Origin of the sequence: Chitinophaga varians (assembly GCF_012641275.1) — a bacterium.
Classification (GTDB): domain Bacteria; phylum Bacteroidota; class Bacteroidia; order Chitinophagales; family Chitinophagaceae; genus Chitinophaga; species Chitinophaga varians_A.
Genome location: NZ_JABAIA010000001.1, coordinates 519,906 through 534,600 on the forward strand (window position 1 = coordinate 519,906; position 14,695 = coordinate 534,600).

The window sequence follows — 14,695 nt, forward strand, 5'->3', positions numbered from 1 at the left end:
AATAATGATCAGGATACAACTACCGGCGCTTCTTCTATTGTAACGGCGGCCCTTTCGGCTTTCGGGGTGAAACGGGTAAAAAGTACCAGTCCCCCTACCGCCATCACCGTCATGCCGATGTAGCTAAAAGCATCGATATAAGTGATATGATCTGATTTAAACAAAAATCCAAACAACATACCGCCGATATTGCCGCCTGCGCCAACAATTCCATTCACCAGGCCGGCATTGCGTTTACTCAGGAACGGCACGATGCCGTAGGTGACACCGTTGGCCATTTTCAGGAACAAGGCAAAACTCAGCATGGCAACGATGGCCATCCCCAGCGAACCTGCACTGGCAAATAAAAGCAGACCGGTGCCTTCCAGCATCAACATCGCTGCCAGCAGCCATCCTTTCCCTCTGATGCCCGCTTTGGCCCCGGCTTTGTCCGCCGCTATGCCACCCAGCGCACGGGCAAAGAGGTTCATAAACCCGAAGACGCCGGCCCAGAAACCAGCACTGCGCTGCGATAAATGAAAGGTGTCCACAAAATGCAAAGAGGCCACATTATCAAAAGTGATCTCCATCCCAAAACACATCCCGTAAGCCAGGGTCAGCACCCAGATGCGCCAGTCACGCAGCACCGACCAGTCGATGCTATCCGCTTTTTCCGACCGCTGTATCTCATCAAAATTCCCTTCGGGCGTATCTTTGGTGTAACGGTAATACAGCCATGCCACACCCAGCATCATCAGCCCCGGCAGTATCATCGCATAGCGCCAGGCCTCCCCTTTCGTATAGCCGAAACCGACAATAGCGGCAAAGATCAGCGGCATCACCATATTGGTGACGCCACCACCAAGGTTGCCCCAACCGCCGGCGACGGCATTGGCCGTGCCTTTGATGTTGGGCGCAAACATCAGGGAAGTATGGAACTGTGTGATCACAAAAGAGCCGCCTATCACGCTGATGGCTAAACGAAACAATAAAAAAGACATATAGTCTTTGGACAGGCCCACCAGGAAAACGGGCAGCGAACCCAGTACCAACAGGCGGACCGCCGTTTTGCGCGGCCCCCACAGGTCGCAGAGGCGGCCAATCAACAGCCGGGCGATAATAGTGCCCGACACGGAGGCGATCATGATATTGCCAATCTGCGCCTTGCTGAGGCCCATGTCTTCCCGGATGGTAGGCATCAGCGGGGCCAGGCCAAACCACCCGAAGAAACAAACAAAAAACATTAGCCAGGCGATATGGAAAGTCCGCATCTGTATGGAATCAATACGGAATATATTGAGTGTTGTTAGAGCAGGCATAATTATTTAGTTATTTGGTTATTTGTTTATCAGCCATTCAGGATGGATATTGACGGTCACATAAGCCCAGTTGTTATTACCGGACGCATTATTGACCTGCTTTATCAAAGCCAGGGAAGGCGTGCTCCAGAAGTGGCTGTAGCCGGCTTCAAAAGCAATCATACTGGTCAGTGTATACGTAGCCGTTATATCTACTTCTGTGCCCAGCCGTTTGCCGTTACCGGCAATGGCTGCTGCGCTGAAGAATTCATGCACATCGGCGCCGGCGGTGAACCGACTGCCGGGTTTCCATTTGCCCCGGAGGTAATAGTCCTGTAGCCCCTTATTACCAAAAGCGCTGGCCACATAGAAATAATCCATATACCCCCAGAACTTATGAGGCGTACCATACAACGGATCAAAATCAGGAGAGGTAAAATCAGCGCCGGCACCTGCACTGACACGCCGGTTGAAACCATATTGCAGGTATCCTGTCAGCAACGAACCGCTGACATCCTGCGCGCTGCTGTTGGTCCCGCCCTGGTAATAGGCAGCTGCGGTCCACGACAGGTTGTTGTACTGCCCGGTATAATACAGCCCGGTGGTATAACGGTTATGTACAGACGCTTCCCACTTTTTCTGGGCAGGGGTAACGGTACTGTCTATATGAAATTTGGGGAACTGGTCTGCCAGCAGCAGAAAAGAAAGGTTGCTTTGCCTGAACTTCCGGGACACATATACGAATTCCAGGCTTTTGTAGGCACCGCCGCCGTTGGTGTTCGCGGGGTAGTTACCGGGTGGGACCGGATTGTACACTGTTCCCGCCGCGTATTCTTTATTCTGGTTAAATGCCAGTCCTGCATGTGCGGTCCATACCGCTGTTTCATATTTTACCAGCAGGGCATCGTGGCGGCGCCCCTGCTGGAGCCAGTCGAGGTTGCCCAGCAAACGGCTGTCGTCATATACCAGTTCCTGCCGGCCTATTTTAAGCGCCAGGCGCCGGTCCTTTGTCACGGTGTCCGTCAGCAGGACTTCGGCCCAGGCCTCATGCAGCATGAAGCCGTTATTATCAGGCGTGGTGGTGCGGTTGATAGTGGATGCGTCCTGTCCCCAGACGCGTATATCCTGTACTGTTAGCCCCAGCTTCAGGCGGTAAGTGTTCAGTCCGGCCATCAGGCGGGTACGCTGGGACGTAAAGAAAGCGGGAGATGTTCCCTGTAGTTTGGGAGCGCCCTGTCCGTCGCGCAGTTCTGTGCGGGTACGCAACTGGGCGCCCAGTGTAAACTGGCCATAGCCGTGCTGCGACAGCAGCAGCCCTGGCAGTATCCAGGGGATCCCGCCTTGAAACCATTTTTTCATGTACCTTTGGTTGATTTTATTTGAGCCAATCAATATAAGATCCGAAACCCGGCCAGCCTGCCCGCTGCCGGGTTTCAACTTATACTGTTACCATTGCTGTTTCTTCATTTACGCCTATATACACCTGGCCATCTACTACCTTTACCGGATAAACGTTAAGTGAGCATTCTGTTTCGTCTGACAGGCAGCGCCCGTCAAGCAGTGAGAATGTTTTTTTATGAAAAGGGCAGGCCACTTTGGGCTCATCCTTTAGCGTGCCGGTCATACCGCGGCTCAGGGCCATCTGTTTGCGGTGCGGGCAAAGGTTCTGCGTGGCATACCATTCGTCTTTACGGGCAAAATAAAACAGGGCGATTTGTTCCTCTCCATATTTCACACATACGCCGCCGTTAGACGGCACATCCGATGCTTTACATGCCAGGAACCAGTGAATCGTTGTTGATGACATAGACATAACAGTACATTTTAATGATGCGATTATTTCCACTCTGCAGCTTTCTTCTGATTGCGCAGGGTCTCAAATTTTACAGTAGGGTCTTTCTCTTCCGGTGAGTTGACAAAATGGGAAAAGCGTTTACGCAAGTCCGGGTTTTCCACTACTTCCTTCCATTCGCACTTGTAGCTGTCTACCAGCAGCTGCATCTCACTTTCCAGCTGTGCGCCGATGCCCAGGCTGTCCTGTACTACTACGTTTCGCAGGTAATCGATACCGCCGTCCAGTTTATTGAGCCAGGTGGCCGTGCGGGTCAACGGGTCTGCGGTTTTAATATAGAACATCAGGAAACGGTCAATGTAACGGATGCAGGTTTCGCTGTCCAGGTCGGCGGCCAGCAGTACCGCGTGTTGTGGTTTGGAGCCGCCGTTGCCGCATACATAGAGGTTCCAGCCTTTCTCCGTGGCGATAATGCCGAAGTCTTTGGACTGTGCTTCCGCACATTCGCGGATGCAGCCTGAAACGGCAGATTTGATTTTATGCGGCGCCCGGAGGCCGCGGTACCGTTCTTCTATGCGGATAGCGTAACTCACGCTGTCGTGCAGTCCGAAGCGGCACCAGGTAGAGCCAACGCAGCTCTTCACCGTACGCAGCGCTTTCCCGTAGGCGTGGCCGCTTTCAAACCCTGCATCGATCAGTTCCTTCCAGATAAGCGGCAGGTCGCTGAGGTGCGCCCCGAAAAGATCGATACGCTGGCCACCGGTGATTTTGGTGTAGAGATGATATTTCTGTGCCACCATGCCGATGGTGATCAGTTTCTCCGGAGTGATTTCCCCGCCGGGGATACGTGGCACCACTGAATACGTACCGCCTTTCTGAATATTGGCCAGATAGCGGTCGTTAGAATCCTGGGCAGTGTCATTACCCTGTGCCAGGATCATATCGTTCCACAGGCTGGCCAGGATGGAAGCCACCACTGGCTTGCATACTTCACAACCTTCGCCGTGGCCGCAGTGGTCCAGCACTTCATCAAAAGAGCGCAGTGTATTGATCCTGATGATGTCCAGCATTTCCTGGCGGGAGTAGGCGAAGTGTTCGCAGATCACATTGCGGATGTATTTACCCTGTGATTTGAGCGTGGCGGTGATAATGTCTTTCACCATGGGTGCACATCCTCCGCAGCAGGTGCCGGCTTTTGTGCATTTTTTGATATCATCGAAAGATTCGTGCCCGGATGTTACCGCCTCGCAGATCGCGCCTTTGCTGACGCTCTCACAGCTGCAGATCAGCGCCTCGTCCGGAAGCGCGTCCACACCGGCGCTGACAGCTGCGCCTTCCCGTGCGGGCGGTGCTAACAATGATGCCGGGTCTGCCGGCAGGGCCATTTTATTTTTCACTGTTTGCAGCAGCATATTATAGGCGCTGGCCTCTCCTATCAGGATGCCTCCCAGGAGCTGTTGCCCGTCGGGTGTAACGTCGATGCGTTTGTAAATGCCTTTGAGCCGGTCTTCAAATACAATGCTGTGGCAGCTGTCCGCAGGTGAAAAAGGATCGCCAAAGCTGGCCACTTCCACGCCGATGAGTTTGAGACGCGTGCTCATATCAAAACCGGTGAAGGCTTTGCTGTCTCCGCAGAGATGCGACGCTGCCACTTCCGCCATTTCATAGCCTGGCGCTACGAGGCCGTAGATCATGTTTTGATAGAGGGCACATTCGCCGATCGCATAGATGAGCGGATCAGACGTCTGGAGTTGTTCATTTACCACAATGCCGCCACGGGGACCGGTTGCCAGTCCTGCAGCTACGGCCAGTTCATCGCGGGGCTTGATGCCGGCTGATATCACCAGCATGTCCGTTTTCAGGAACGTGTCGTCTGTAAATTGCAGGCCGCTGACGGTTTCTTCGCCGGTTATTTTCCTGGTATTTTTACTGGTGAGCACTTTCAGGCCCAGCTGCCCCAGTTTTTCCTGTAGCAGTCGAGAGCCTTTGTCGTCTATCTGCCGGGGCATAAGCCGCGGCGCGAACTCGACCACGTGAATATTAGTGATGCCTAGGTCCAGCAGGGCTTTGGCAGCTTCGAGGCCCAGCAGGCCACCGCCTATTACCGCACCGCTGCGGGCTTGTGGCGCATAGGCCTTCATCATTTCCAGGTCTTCAATGGTACGGTACAGGAAGACGCCCTTTTTTTCTACGCCGGGTATGGGCGGCACAAAGGCTGCGGAGCCGGTGGCCAGAACGAGATAGTCATAGGTCTCTACGATGCCGCTGTAGGAACGTACTGTTTGCTGCTGTCTGTCAATGGCAATTACCGGGTCGGCCAGATGCAGCCGGATGCCCTGCTGCTCGTACCATTCGGTGGTAGCCATTAAAAGATCTGCTGTTGAGCCTTCAAACCAGGAGGTGAGATGTACACGATCATAGGCCGGACGGGGCTCCTCGCCAAATACGACCAGTTCAACAGGCGTCTTTGCGGATTTGGTGAGGATCTTTTCGCAGAATTTATAGCCCACCATGCCATTTCCAATAACCACGATTTTCATTGGAAGAGATTTTGGATGGAGAATTTATATTAGCAATTTTTCAATATGATATTCTCAAGAGCACTTACTATCATTTCTTACACCGATCATTCGATTTTGATTATGAAATTAGTTGTTTTGACTTTATTTTTAAATAGTCAATTCAAAATTTAATCATATTAATTAATTTATAATATAATTTGAAAACAAATGGTTATCCTTAGCAGGCGTAGATCAGGAACAATCCGGACGGGTAGTTTTTTAATGCTCAGCCGGCAATTATTTAACATTAATTTATTTGCCATATAAATGAAAGCACCATTTTTATCTCTAATCGGCGCCGGCCCGGGAGACCCCGAACTGATTACGCTCAAAGCGGTCCGTGTGCTTGGCCAGGCAGACGTAGTCTTATATGACGCACTGGTAAACCCGGCGTTGCTGGATCACGCGCCACCGCAAGCCATCCGGCAGTATGTAGGCAAACGTTGCGGCCGACATAGCCTGCCACAAGAAGAAATCAACAGGCTGATAGTGGAAATGGCCCAACAGTACGGCCATGTGGTGAGACTGAAAGGAGGAGACCCCTTCGTTTTTGGAAGGGCAGTGGAAGAAATTATTACGGCGCAGCAACATCATATAGGCGTGACTGTTATTCCCGGCATCAGTAGCGCCACAGCGGTACCGGCCTCACAGATGATACCCGTTACCTCCCGGGGCGTGGCGGAAAGTTTCTGGGTAACGACCGGCACCACCTGCTCCGGCCAACTCTCCGGCGACATCGCCCTGGCAGCGCAGTCTACTGCCACAGTCGTTATCCTCATGGGCATGCACCACCTCGGGTACATCCTGCAAATATTTATAGATCATGGGAAACAATATACGCCGGCAGCTATTATACAGGAAGGCACCACGCCACAGGCACGCATCGTAACAGGCACGGTCAGCGATATTCATCTCCGTGCACAGCAGGCCGGCATCGGTCACCCGGCCATAATTGTTATCGGAGACGTGGTATCGCTACATCTCCAGGTATAAAAAAATCCCAAAAAGCGCATGCCTTTTGGGACTTCTTCAGTATCTGGATCTCTAGATATTTTCCGGCCAGATGCAGGACTGTACATCGGAGATATGTTTACGCTGCAGCAGGAACATGCACAGGCGGGACTGCCCGATGCCTCCACCCATACTCAACGGATATACGTCGTTCAATACATTACTGTGGAACAATAATTCGCTTCTGCTTTCACAATCTTTCAGCGCAAGCTGTTCACGAAGCGCGCCAGCGTCTACCCGGATACCCATGGAAGACAGCTCCAGCGCACTGTTCATAGCCGGGTTCCACAGGATAAGGTCCCCGTTCAGGCCATAGAAACCTTCTTCGTTAGCGGTAGACCAATCATCATAATCCGGGGCACGATCATCATGCACCGCCTGATCAGACAACAAGCCACCGATACCCATGATAAATACCGCGCCATATTCCTTCGCAATACGGTTTTCTCTTTCTTTGGGCGTCAGACCGGGATAACGTTTCAGCAGTGTTTCACTATCGATGAAATACACGGACGCAGGCAGGTCCAGCGCCTTTTCGTGCGCCTCTTCCAGCATGGCGTTAGTGTCCAGGACAGCCTGGTAGATCTGTTCTACTGTCTCTTTCAGGTAACTGATACGGCGATGCTCTGCCAGGATACGCTTTTCCCAGTCCCACTGGTCCACGTAAAAGCTGTGAACAGGCGACACCACTTCATCCGGGCGGATAGCCCGCATGTCTGTCACGATGCCCTGTTCCGGCTCCAGCCCCAGCTGATGCAGGCGCATACGTTTCCATTTGGCCAGAGACTGAACAATCTCCACCGGGTAGGGGATATTTTTCAGGTTGAATTTTACCGGTTTTTCCACGCCGTTCAGGTCATCATTAAATCCTGTACCGGATTGAACGAACAAAGGGGCGGACACTTTGGTCAGCGACAGCCGTTGGCTTAACCCTGCCGGGAAATAATCTTTAATGAGGGATATTCCCTTCTCCAAATGGAGGATATCGTTTGTTTTTGCAGTTAATGTGATCATCTTGTTAGTTGATATAAGATTGTTTTGGATATATTTCAACGTTTACTGCAAAACTATAAATATTCACTAACAAATGATCACATCTTGAAATATTTTTTCAACAAAAACAGGATATATTTAATGAAAAATCATAAAAACTATACAAATTTTGCAATTTTACTATACCGATCTTGCTAATATATTTTAATATATTGATTATCAACAGTATACTTAATGTATATTAGCTTCCAGCCACTTCTTCAACGTTTCTCGCTCCTCCTCTGTCAGCTTCACTTCATTGCCGAGCGGCATACGTCCTTTCACAAACACCTGTTTATAGATGTCCTTTGCATTTCTTTCCATGTTCCTTTCTTTGAAAATGCGGAATGGGTTATTGCGGACATGACAAATATTGCATTTGGTCTGGAGCACCAGCAGGGCTTTTTCCTTGTCATCTTCCGGAATGGTGGCAGTGGCTATAGGTGTTACGCTTAACAGGGCAAGGAGTATGATCAGGTATTTCATTGTTTTTAACTTTACTCAAAATTACCCGTCGCTACCCCCGGAAAATAGAACAAAACCGACAGCCCTTATTTTTTCATGGGGGTGATTAGTGTAGCTGCCGCCTCACAAAGTCTTTTAATCAGTACCAGCACCGTGCCCCAATAGTAGTTGACATGCCGGTCCGTGGCGTATTTGCCGGTATTCGTCTGGGAGAAGTCCAACACCGTGCCTTCAGCGGTACTTGTCAGCCTGAAGGTGATAATGCCATACTGCCCCGGTTCATCCGGCCTTTCGGAGAGGGAACTCCAATGTGTATAAGCCAGCAGTTTTTCCGGTTCCAGTTGCAGTATCACGCCTTTGTTTTCAAAAGGTATCCCATGCAGATCACCGGTAAACACCAGCGGGCTGCCCACCTGCCAGTCAGACGCAACCTGTACCGGCGTGTCCATCATCCATTGCCCTATTTTTTCAGGAACAGTAAGCATTTCCCACACTTTCGCTGCCGGCGACTGAATAAGTACTGATTTATTCACTGTATTACCGGCAAACAACTGCGCGTCGATTCTCTCTTTTTGCCGCAGGTGGTGTTGCATATGCACCACCGCAAAACGCAGCCATTCCGCCGCCGTAAAATATCCCAGGCCCGGGTGCTTCGTTTTGCCTGTGGCAGCTGCAAAATCACCGTTGTGACATAACTTCGCAACCGACTGCTGAATGGACAACAGCCCTTGCCGCAACTGGTCAAGGCTTTCCGGCTGCGGAATAAACGTGTTAGTGGCAGGTCCTGCAATCCGTATGTCCGGAAACCCATTGGCCAGTATCTGCCGGCCTTCTTCGGTCATCTCCTGATCATGATGTTCCCGGCGCACCAATGCCGTCTCCACCTGCTCCACATACCAGCCGGTATCATCGATGATATGCCTGTATACCTGTCCGAGCGACCACGCCGCGGCGCTGGTTGGCCGGCAGACCATCTCCAGTGAATAATCGTCCAGAAAAGCTATCCATTGCCGCAGGGTCTCGTTAAATTGTTGCTGTGGGTCCATCGTAAGCCTAAAGTAATAAATGTAAGTCAATATCGCGGTATCCCACAGGTAACCACGCACCCAAAACACCGCTCTGCTACCGCATTTTAACGTAACTTTGCGGCAGCTTTCAATTACTAACACAACCGTAGAACATATATGATCCAGGAACCGTCAGTACAGACGCAGCATATCACCAGCCTGTTGAGCCAGCGACCACTTTTTGTCTTTGCACTCAGCTCCGAAGCAGCGGAAGAATTTAACGGGGATAATATCCTGATCGCCGGCATCGGAAAGGTGAACGCCGCTTTTAACCTGACTAAAAGGATACAGGAAGAAAGACCGGCACTGATCGTCAACCTGGGCTCTGCCGGCAGTAACACTTTCAAACGTGGCGAAGTAGTATGCTGCAACCGTTTTATACAGCGGGACATGGACGTTACCGGTCTTGGCTACCGTAAATATGAAACGCCATTCTCCAACCTGGAACCGGTGCTGGAATATGGGCTTCAGCTGGACGGCTTTCAGTATGGCATCTGCGGCACAGGCGACAATTTCGAGACGGGCCACAGTACCGTTGACTACAACGTGATCGATATGGAAGCATATTCCCTCGCGATGGTGGCCATGAAAGAGAATATACCTTTTCTGTGCCTGAAATATATCACGGACGGCGCCGATGGCGGTGCAGCAGAAGAATGGAGCGTACAGGTGCACCATGCTGCTGCGGCCTTCCGGAAAATTATTTCCGGCCTTCAACAATAAAAATGTGAGAGATGAATTTTACAGACTATCTGCAGCTGTTTGAGAACATCCTGCAAGACGCGGAACCGAAGGCTCCTTACAGCAACCCCGACTATTTCAATTATACAAAACTCAACTGGTCGAGACAACAACGCTGGCTGAAAACCGGTGTGATCGTCGAAGACATCGCAGCGGCCGTAAAAAATATCACGACCCCGCAACAATGGGTGATCATCACGGAACCCTGGTGTGGCGATGCTGCGCATATTGTGCCTTTCCTGCACAAAATAGCGGCACTGAATCCGCTGATCACCATCGACATACAGCTACGTGATACACCTCCTTTCCTGATAGAACAGTATCTGACCAACGGCACCAGGTCCATCCCCAAACTGATCATCCGTGACCGGGATGGCAACGATATGGCCGTATGGGGCCCCAGGCCCGCCGAATGCCAGGTGTTGTACAACCGGCTGAAAGCAGAGAAAGCAGACTTTGAACGGACGAAGATCGAATTACAGCAGTGGTACAATGAAGACAAAGGCAAAAGTTTGCAGGCCGAGTTGCTGGAAGTACTGGCAGCAGTACAGAAAGTCACCCCTGCCTGATCACGCGCCTTTTAATTCTATCCATACCGGCGCATGGTCGCTGGACTTCTCCCATCCCCGTACATGACGGTCCACGCCCGCAGCCACCAGGCGCTTATCTACCTCGGGGCTCAACAGAAAGTGGTCTATCCGCAGGCCGGCATCCCTTTCGTAAGCATTACGGAAGTAGTCCCAGAAGGTATAAATCTTTTCACCGGGATGCAGCTTGCGGATGGCGTCTGTCCAGCCTTGCGCCACCAGCGCATGGAAAGCCGATTTTACTTCCGGCCTGAACAAGGCGTCATCCACCCAGCGTTCCGGTTTATATACATCCAGGTCAGTAGGCATCACATTGTAATCACCGGTAAGAATGACTGGCGTCTTTTGTGAAAGCAGTTCCTGTGCATGAGCCGTCAGCCGCTTAAACCAGCTGAGCTTATAGTCAAATTTCGGCCCTGGCGCAGGATTGCCATTTGGCAGGTACAGGCAACCAATCAATACCCCGTTGATAGCAGCTTCCATATAGCGGCTGTGCACATCTTCCTCATCTCCCGGCAGCGTTCTTCTGATTTCCTGCGGCACACCTACTTTAGACAGGATAGCAATACCATTCCAGCTCTTCTGGCCATGCCATATCACATCATATCCCGCTTCGCGGATAGCCAGCTCCGGAAATTTTTCCTGCGGCGCTTTCAGCTCCTGCAGGCAGGCCACGTCTGGCGCAGACTCTTTCAACCAGCGTAGCAGCACCGGCAAACGGGCATTGATACCATTGACATTATAAGTCGCGATTTTCATGGAAACAGGTCTTGGTTAGCTATCCAAGTTAATAAAAAAATCAGCATGCCGCACCTGTATCTTCGTCGTGCCTTTATCGTGTGAACAAATATAGCCGTGAACGTTTATCTGATGACATAACCCAACATTAATTGTGCACGGGGTTGCACCTCCCATCTGCGGACATCGCTGTAATATACCGGTCCCAGGCCAAAGCGGGCATCAAAACTAAAATGTTTGCCTACGCCCCGTTGCATGCCCCATAGCGGCTGCAATGAAAATGACCATTGGCTGCGCATGTTCCTGTTGGCCACCGGTCCGAAAAAATAACTTCCGCTGACAGCGAGGAAGTTTCCGCTGTTGTTGCGCATAGACTTGCCGCGGGCAAGGCGTTTACGCAGGTTGTAATAAAAACGTTCCTCCAGCCGGACCGCGGGGACCAGTTCATACCCCCAGTCGCCTCCATAGTACGAGCTGTAAGTGTAATAGTAACTTCCCATCAGGTCTATCTCCGCGTGCAACGTGGTTTTAGGGGACAACTTTCTTTCCAGCGACATGCCTATGCCCGGCAGAATAAGGTTACCTTTTATCTGTAGGGGCTTTAATCCGTTGTCCGGCAGTGAATCTTTCTGGGCAGCGGCAATCAGGGGCATGGAGCTTAACAGTGCAACAGCAATTAGTTTGGTCATTGGCATAAATAAATACAAAGTATAGGAAGCGCTAAATTAAGTTAAACCAGTTATTCTTTTTCAAATAACCGGCACTTGATTAACCTGTGCCTCTTTGAGTCAGCCTATCCGCTGCATGTAACGGCCGCGAATAAACGATTTATTCAATTCCGCTTCCTGTCAGTCTGCCTTTTGGAACTATCGGCATGCATTACACGATTCTCCCGGATGCCTCCCTGCCAGCCATCTTTTGAGCAGTGGTGGCACCACTGTCGGTATATAATTGAGCCTATACGCCAAAATGCCGGACGCCTGTTTTTCCATCAGACAAAAAATTTTTTTTCCGGGGCGCATCTGTTACTTTAGCCGTAAACCGATGCAGATGAAATACGTACTACTACTGATTGCCATTATTGCGGAGGTCATTGCTACTTCCGCGCTGAAAGCTTCTGAAGGGTTCTCCCGTCTCTGGCCTTCCATCATCGTTGTCACCGGGTATGCCATTGCTTTTTATTGCCTGAGCCTTACCCTGAAACAAATTCCGCTCGGCATCGCATATGCCATCTGGTCCGGCCTTGGCATTGTGCTGGTATCTGTCATCGGCGTGGTGATGTTCCGCCAGAAGCTGGACACCGCCGCCATTATCGGCTTGTTGTTCATCATCGTCGGCGTGATCATCGTGAACCTGTTTTCCAAAACTTCTGCACATTGACCATCCTGTCAAACAAACCCGGGCATACCGCTGTTAATGCATAAAAACCGCTGTATGAACAAAACATCCTTTTTCTTTCTCATCTGTACGGTAGCCACCGCTATCACACTGGGCTGTAATAACAGCAACCCCTCCAGGCAAAAGGAAATACCCGATTCCACAATGCCTGCGCCCATGCCCGCTCCCGAAACAGCCGCTTTTAATGCCGGTACTTTCAAAGGCACTATTCCCGGTGGCGCCCAAAAAAAGGACATTTCCATTACCTTCCATACAGACTCCACTTTCAGCATGAAAGAAAGTTACCTCTCCAAAGAAGGCAAGCCGGAACACCAGATGGACAACACCGGCAAATGGAGCTACGATGCCGCCAACAAAAGCATCTATCTCACTTATAAAAATCTGGCCGACCGGGGTACTTCCTTTAGCATCATTGATGATAATACCATTCAGCTGCAGGAACGTTCCATACAGGCGCCCGGGCAGGCAGAAAAAACCAACGGGGCGGAATATAACCTGCGCCGCCAATAGCCCCAGGGCTGAAGCCCTGGGCTACGATTTGTTGATGACGCAGGAGGCCCCATCTGAAATGATATCTAAGATGTGGCCTGCACCTTTCCACCCCTGCCTTATTTTCCTTCCCGGAACGCCTTTATCTCCTCCAGCATGTCCAGGGACCGAAGCACAGGCGTCCATTCCTTTCCTTCAAAAAGCCACCGGAACCATTTACGGTCCTTGTTTTCATAACGAATATTCATAAAAAGCCAGATCGCCACGATGGTAAAGCCGGCTGTTACGATCCCTTGTATCACCAGCAGCCATGCATTTTCCCTGATGAACATGGCCGCATGAAGGTAAAAGGTGGTCCACACCGGCAGTTGCAGCCATAACAAACGGGCGCACCACAAGGTAGAAGATTTCAGTCCGGACAGCTTTTCCTGTGCGTCCAGCACCGGCCCCGAAATGTCTATCGTTTCGATCAATATCAGCTGATAGAGGTAGATACCGATAGCAACAGTGGTAAGCAGTGACTGAATGCCCATTGACACCAGGAAAAACGGGCTGGCGGTGCTAAACATGCCGACCAGCAGCGTGTCAATAAATGCAACCCATAAAATGCCCGCCAGCAGCGCAAAGTATTTGATGGGCCGCATAGCGGCGATAGATGAATGAATTTTAATGCCGGTAATTTCTGCTGCGTTTTTTTTGTTCAGGAACAGGTTTTCGTCCAACTGCTTTTCGTACGATTTCCAAAGATGAATAATGTCTGTGTCTTGCATGACGATTACGTTTTAATACGTGAAAATTGCTGCCTCAGCAATACTTTGATCCGCCCGATCTTCGTCGCCACATTGGTCACGGAGATGCCCAGTATCTCCGCAATTTCCTGATGGCTTTTTTCTTCCAGATACAAGAGTATCAGCGCCCGGTCCAGCTCCCGAAGGTCATGTATGAACCGCTGCAACAATTGCAGCTGTTCATCTGTTTCTATTACAGTCCCGTTGCCTTCCATTTCCAGCACCGCCGCCTTCAGCCTGTCTGTCGCGGCCTGACGGCGGGTTTCCCTACGGTAAAAGGAAATGGCCACATTCAGCGCAATACGGTATATCCAGGTGCTGTGCTGCGCCTTCCCGCTGTCATAACCTCCAAATGCCTTCCATAACTGTACAATGATCTCCTGAACAAGGTCTTTCCTGTCCTCTGCCTGCCTGCACCAGGCATTGGCCACCTTGTAAATGATGCCCTTGTGCGTCTCTACTACGGCCAGGAACTGATCTGTAATAACGGAATCCATTGATAAAAAATAATGTTACTGTTTTATTATTCGCCGGATGAAGAGAAAAATCACAAGGCTGGAACTTTTTTTTGGAAGGGCCTGCCTGACAGCATGTTAATCTCACGTTAATCGCTGGTTTTTAGAGAGATCAGGAGACTTAGGCCTTGATTCTGCTATAGTATTGCAGTAACGTGGTAAGGACTGCATCAGCACCATTACCATCATAACCCGGCCGTTCCCGGCCTATATCGAAAACTGACTACAACCAAA

The 14,695-nt window shown here is 50.7% G+C and carries 16 protein-coding genes; 5 read left to right on the top strand and 11 right to left on the bottom strand.

All coding sequences use genetic code 11. The features are described 5' to 3' along the window. Nucleotides 1-8: 8 nt before the first annotated feature. From HGH92_RS02075 to nirB, 4 genes are all read right to left on the bottom strand, one after another. Nucleotides 9-1,298 carry an MFS transporter gene (locus HGH92_RS02075; RefSeq protein ID WP_211092517.1) on the bottom strand — a complete coding sequence of 430 codons (1,290 nt, stop codon included), beginning with the start codon at nucleotides 1,296-1,298 and terminating at the stop codon, nucleotides 9-11. Nucleotides 1,299-1,316: 18 nt separating this feature from the next. Next, on the bottom strand, nucleotides 1,317-2,636 hold the full coding sequence (locus HGH92_RS02080) for an alginate export family protein (protein WP_168869102.1): 1,320 nt from the start codon (nucleotides 2,634-2,636) through the stop codon (nucleotides 1,317-1,319). Between the two features lie 79 nt (nucleotides 2,637-2,715). Beyond that, nucleotides 2,716-3,090, bottom strand: coding sequence for a nitrite reductase small subunit NirD (nirD, locus tag HGH92_RS02085; protein WP_247654810.1), 375 nt, complete (start codon nucleotides 3,088-3,090; stop codon nucleotides 2,716-2,718). 23 nt (nucleotides 3,091-3,113) lie between these two features. Then, nucleotides 3,114-5,609, bottom strand: a complete 2,496-nt coding sequence (nirB, locus tag HGH92_RS02090) for a nitrite reductase large subunit NirB (protein ID WP_168869103.1) — start codon at nucleotides 5,607-5,609, stop codon at nucleotides 3,114-3,116. 288 nt (nucleotides 5,610-5,897) lie between these two features. Between nirB and cobA the strand changes: the two genes are divergently transcribed. Then, on the top strand, nucleotides 5,898-6,623 hold the full coding sequence (gene cobA, locus HGH92_RS02095) for a uroporphyrinogen-III C-methyltransferase (protein WP_168869104.1): 726 nt from the start codon (nucleotides 5,898-5,900) through the stop codon (nucleotides 6,621-6,623). 51 nt (nucleotides 6,624-6,674) lie between these two features. On the opposite strand, the gene asnA is transcribed toward cobA, so the two are convergent. From asnA to HGH92_RS02110, 3 genes are all read right to left on the bottom strand, one after another. Then, complete coding sequence (gene asnA, locus HGH92_RS02100; protein ID WP_168869105.1) at nucleotides 6,675-7,655, bottom strand: aspartate--ammonia ligase; 981 nt, start codon at nucleotides 7,653-7,655, stop codon at nucleotides 6,675-6,677. 210 nt (nucleotides 7,656-7,865) lie between these two features. Continuing rightward, nucleotides 7,866-8,159, bottom strand: coding sequence for a hypothetical protein (locus HGH92_RS02105; protein ID WP_168869106.1), 294 nt, complete (start codon nucleotides 8,157-8,159; stop codon nucleotides 7,866-7,868). A gap of 65 nt (nucleotides 8,160-8,224) precedes the next feature. After that, complete coding sequence (locus HGH92_RS02110) at nucleotides 8,225-9,184, bottom strand: SRPBCC domain-containing protein (protein ID WP_168869107.1); 960 nt, start codon at nucleotides 9,182-9,184, stop codon at nucleotides 8,225-8,227. Between the two features lie 138 nt (nucleotides 9,185-9,322). Between HGH92_RS02110 and HGH92_RS02115 the strand changes: the two genes are divergently transcribed. Both HGH92_RS02115 and HGH92_RS02120 read left to right on the top strand, forming a co-directional pair. Further along, the gene (locus tag HGH92_RS02115; protein ID WP_168869108.1) at nucleotides 9,323-9,928 is read left to right on the top strand and encodes a nucleosidase; all 606 of its coding nucleotides are present in this window, start codon (nucleotides 9,323-9,325) and stop codon (nucleotides 9,926-9,928) included. 11 nt (nucleotides 9,929-9,939) lie between these two features. Then, nucleotides 9,940-10,515, top strand: coding sequence for a thioredoxin family protein (locus HGH92_RS02120; RefSeq protein ID WP_168869109.1), 576 nt, complete (start codon nucleotides 9,940-9,942; stop codon nucleotides 10,513-10,515). Here HGH92_RS02120 and xth read toward each other — a convergent pair whose 3' ends face one another. Together xth and HGH92_RS02130 are read right to left on the bottom strand one after the other, a co-directional pair. Beyond that, nucleotides 10,516-11,292, bottom strand: a complete 777-nt coding sequence (xth, locus tag HGH92_RS02125) for an exodeoxyribonuclease III (RefSeq protein ID WP_168869110.1) — start codon at nucleotides 11,290-11,292, stop codon at nucleotides 10,516-10,518. A gap of 104 nt (nucleotides 11,293-11,396) precedes the next feature. After that, nucleotides 11,397-11,960 (bottom strand): hypothetical protein, encoded by a 564-nt coding sequence (locus HGH92_RS02130; RefSeq protein WP_168869111.1) that lies wholly within the window; start codon nucleotides 11,958-11,960, stop codon nucleotides 11,397-11,399. Nucleotides 11,961-12,321: 361 nt separating this feature from the next. Here HGH92_RS02130 and HGH92_RS02135 point away from each other — a divergent pair, with 361 nt between their 5' ends. Together HGH92_RS02135 and HGH92_RS02140 are read left to right on the top strand one after the other, a co-directional pair. Continuing rightward, nucleotides 12,322-12,651: a DMT family transporter gene (locus HGH92_RS02135; protein ID WP_168869112.1), complete on the top strand. Its 330-nt coding sequence runs from the start codon at nucleotides 12,322-12,324 to the stop codon at nucleotides 12,649-12,651. A 54-nt stretch (nucleotides 12,652-12,705) separates the two neighbouring features. Next, on the top strand, nucleotides 12,706-13,179 hold the full coding sequence (locus HGH92_RS02140) for a copper resistance protein NlpE N-terminal domain-containing protein (protein WP_168869113.1): 474 nt from the start codon (nucleotides 12,706-12,708) through the stop codon (nucleotides 13,177-13,179). Between the two features lie 98 nt (nucleotides 13,180-13,277). On the opposite strand, the gene HGH92_RS02145 is transcribed toward HGH92_RS02140, so the two are convergent. Both HGH92_RS02145 and HGH92_RS02150 read right to left on the bottom strand, forming a co-directional pair. Beyond that, on the bottom strand, nucleotides 13,278-13,928 hold the full coding sequence (locus HGH92_RS02145) for a hypothetical protein (RefSeq protein ID WP_168869114.1): 651 nt from the start codon (nucleotides 13,926-13,928) through the stop codon (nucleotides 13,278-13,280). A gap of 5 nt (nucleotides 13,929-13,933) precedes the next feature. After that, nucleotides 13,934-14,443 carry an RNA polymerase sigma factor gene (locus tag HGH92_RS02150; protein WP_168869115.1) on the bottom strand — a complete coding sequence of 170 codons (510 nt, stop codon included), beginning with the start codon at nucleotides 14,441-14,443 and terminating at the stop codon, nucleotides 13,934-13,936. Between the last annotated feature and the right edge of the window lie 252 nt (nucleotides 14,444-14,695).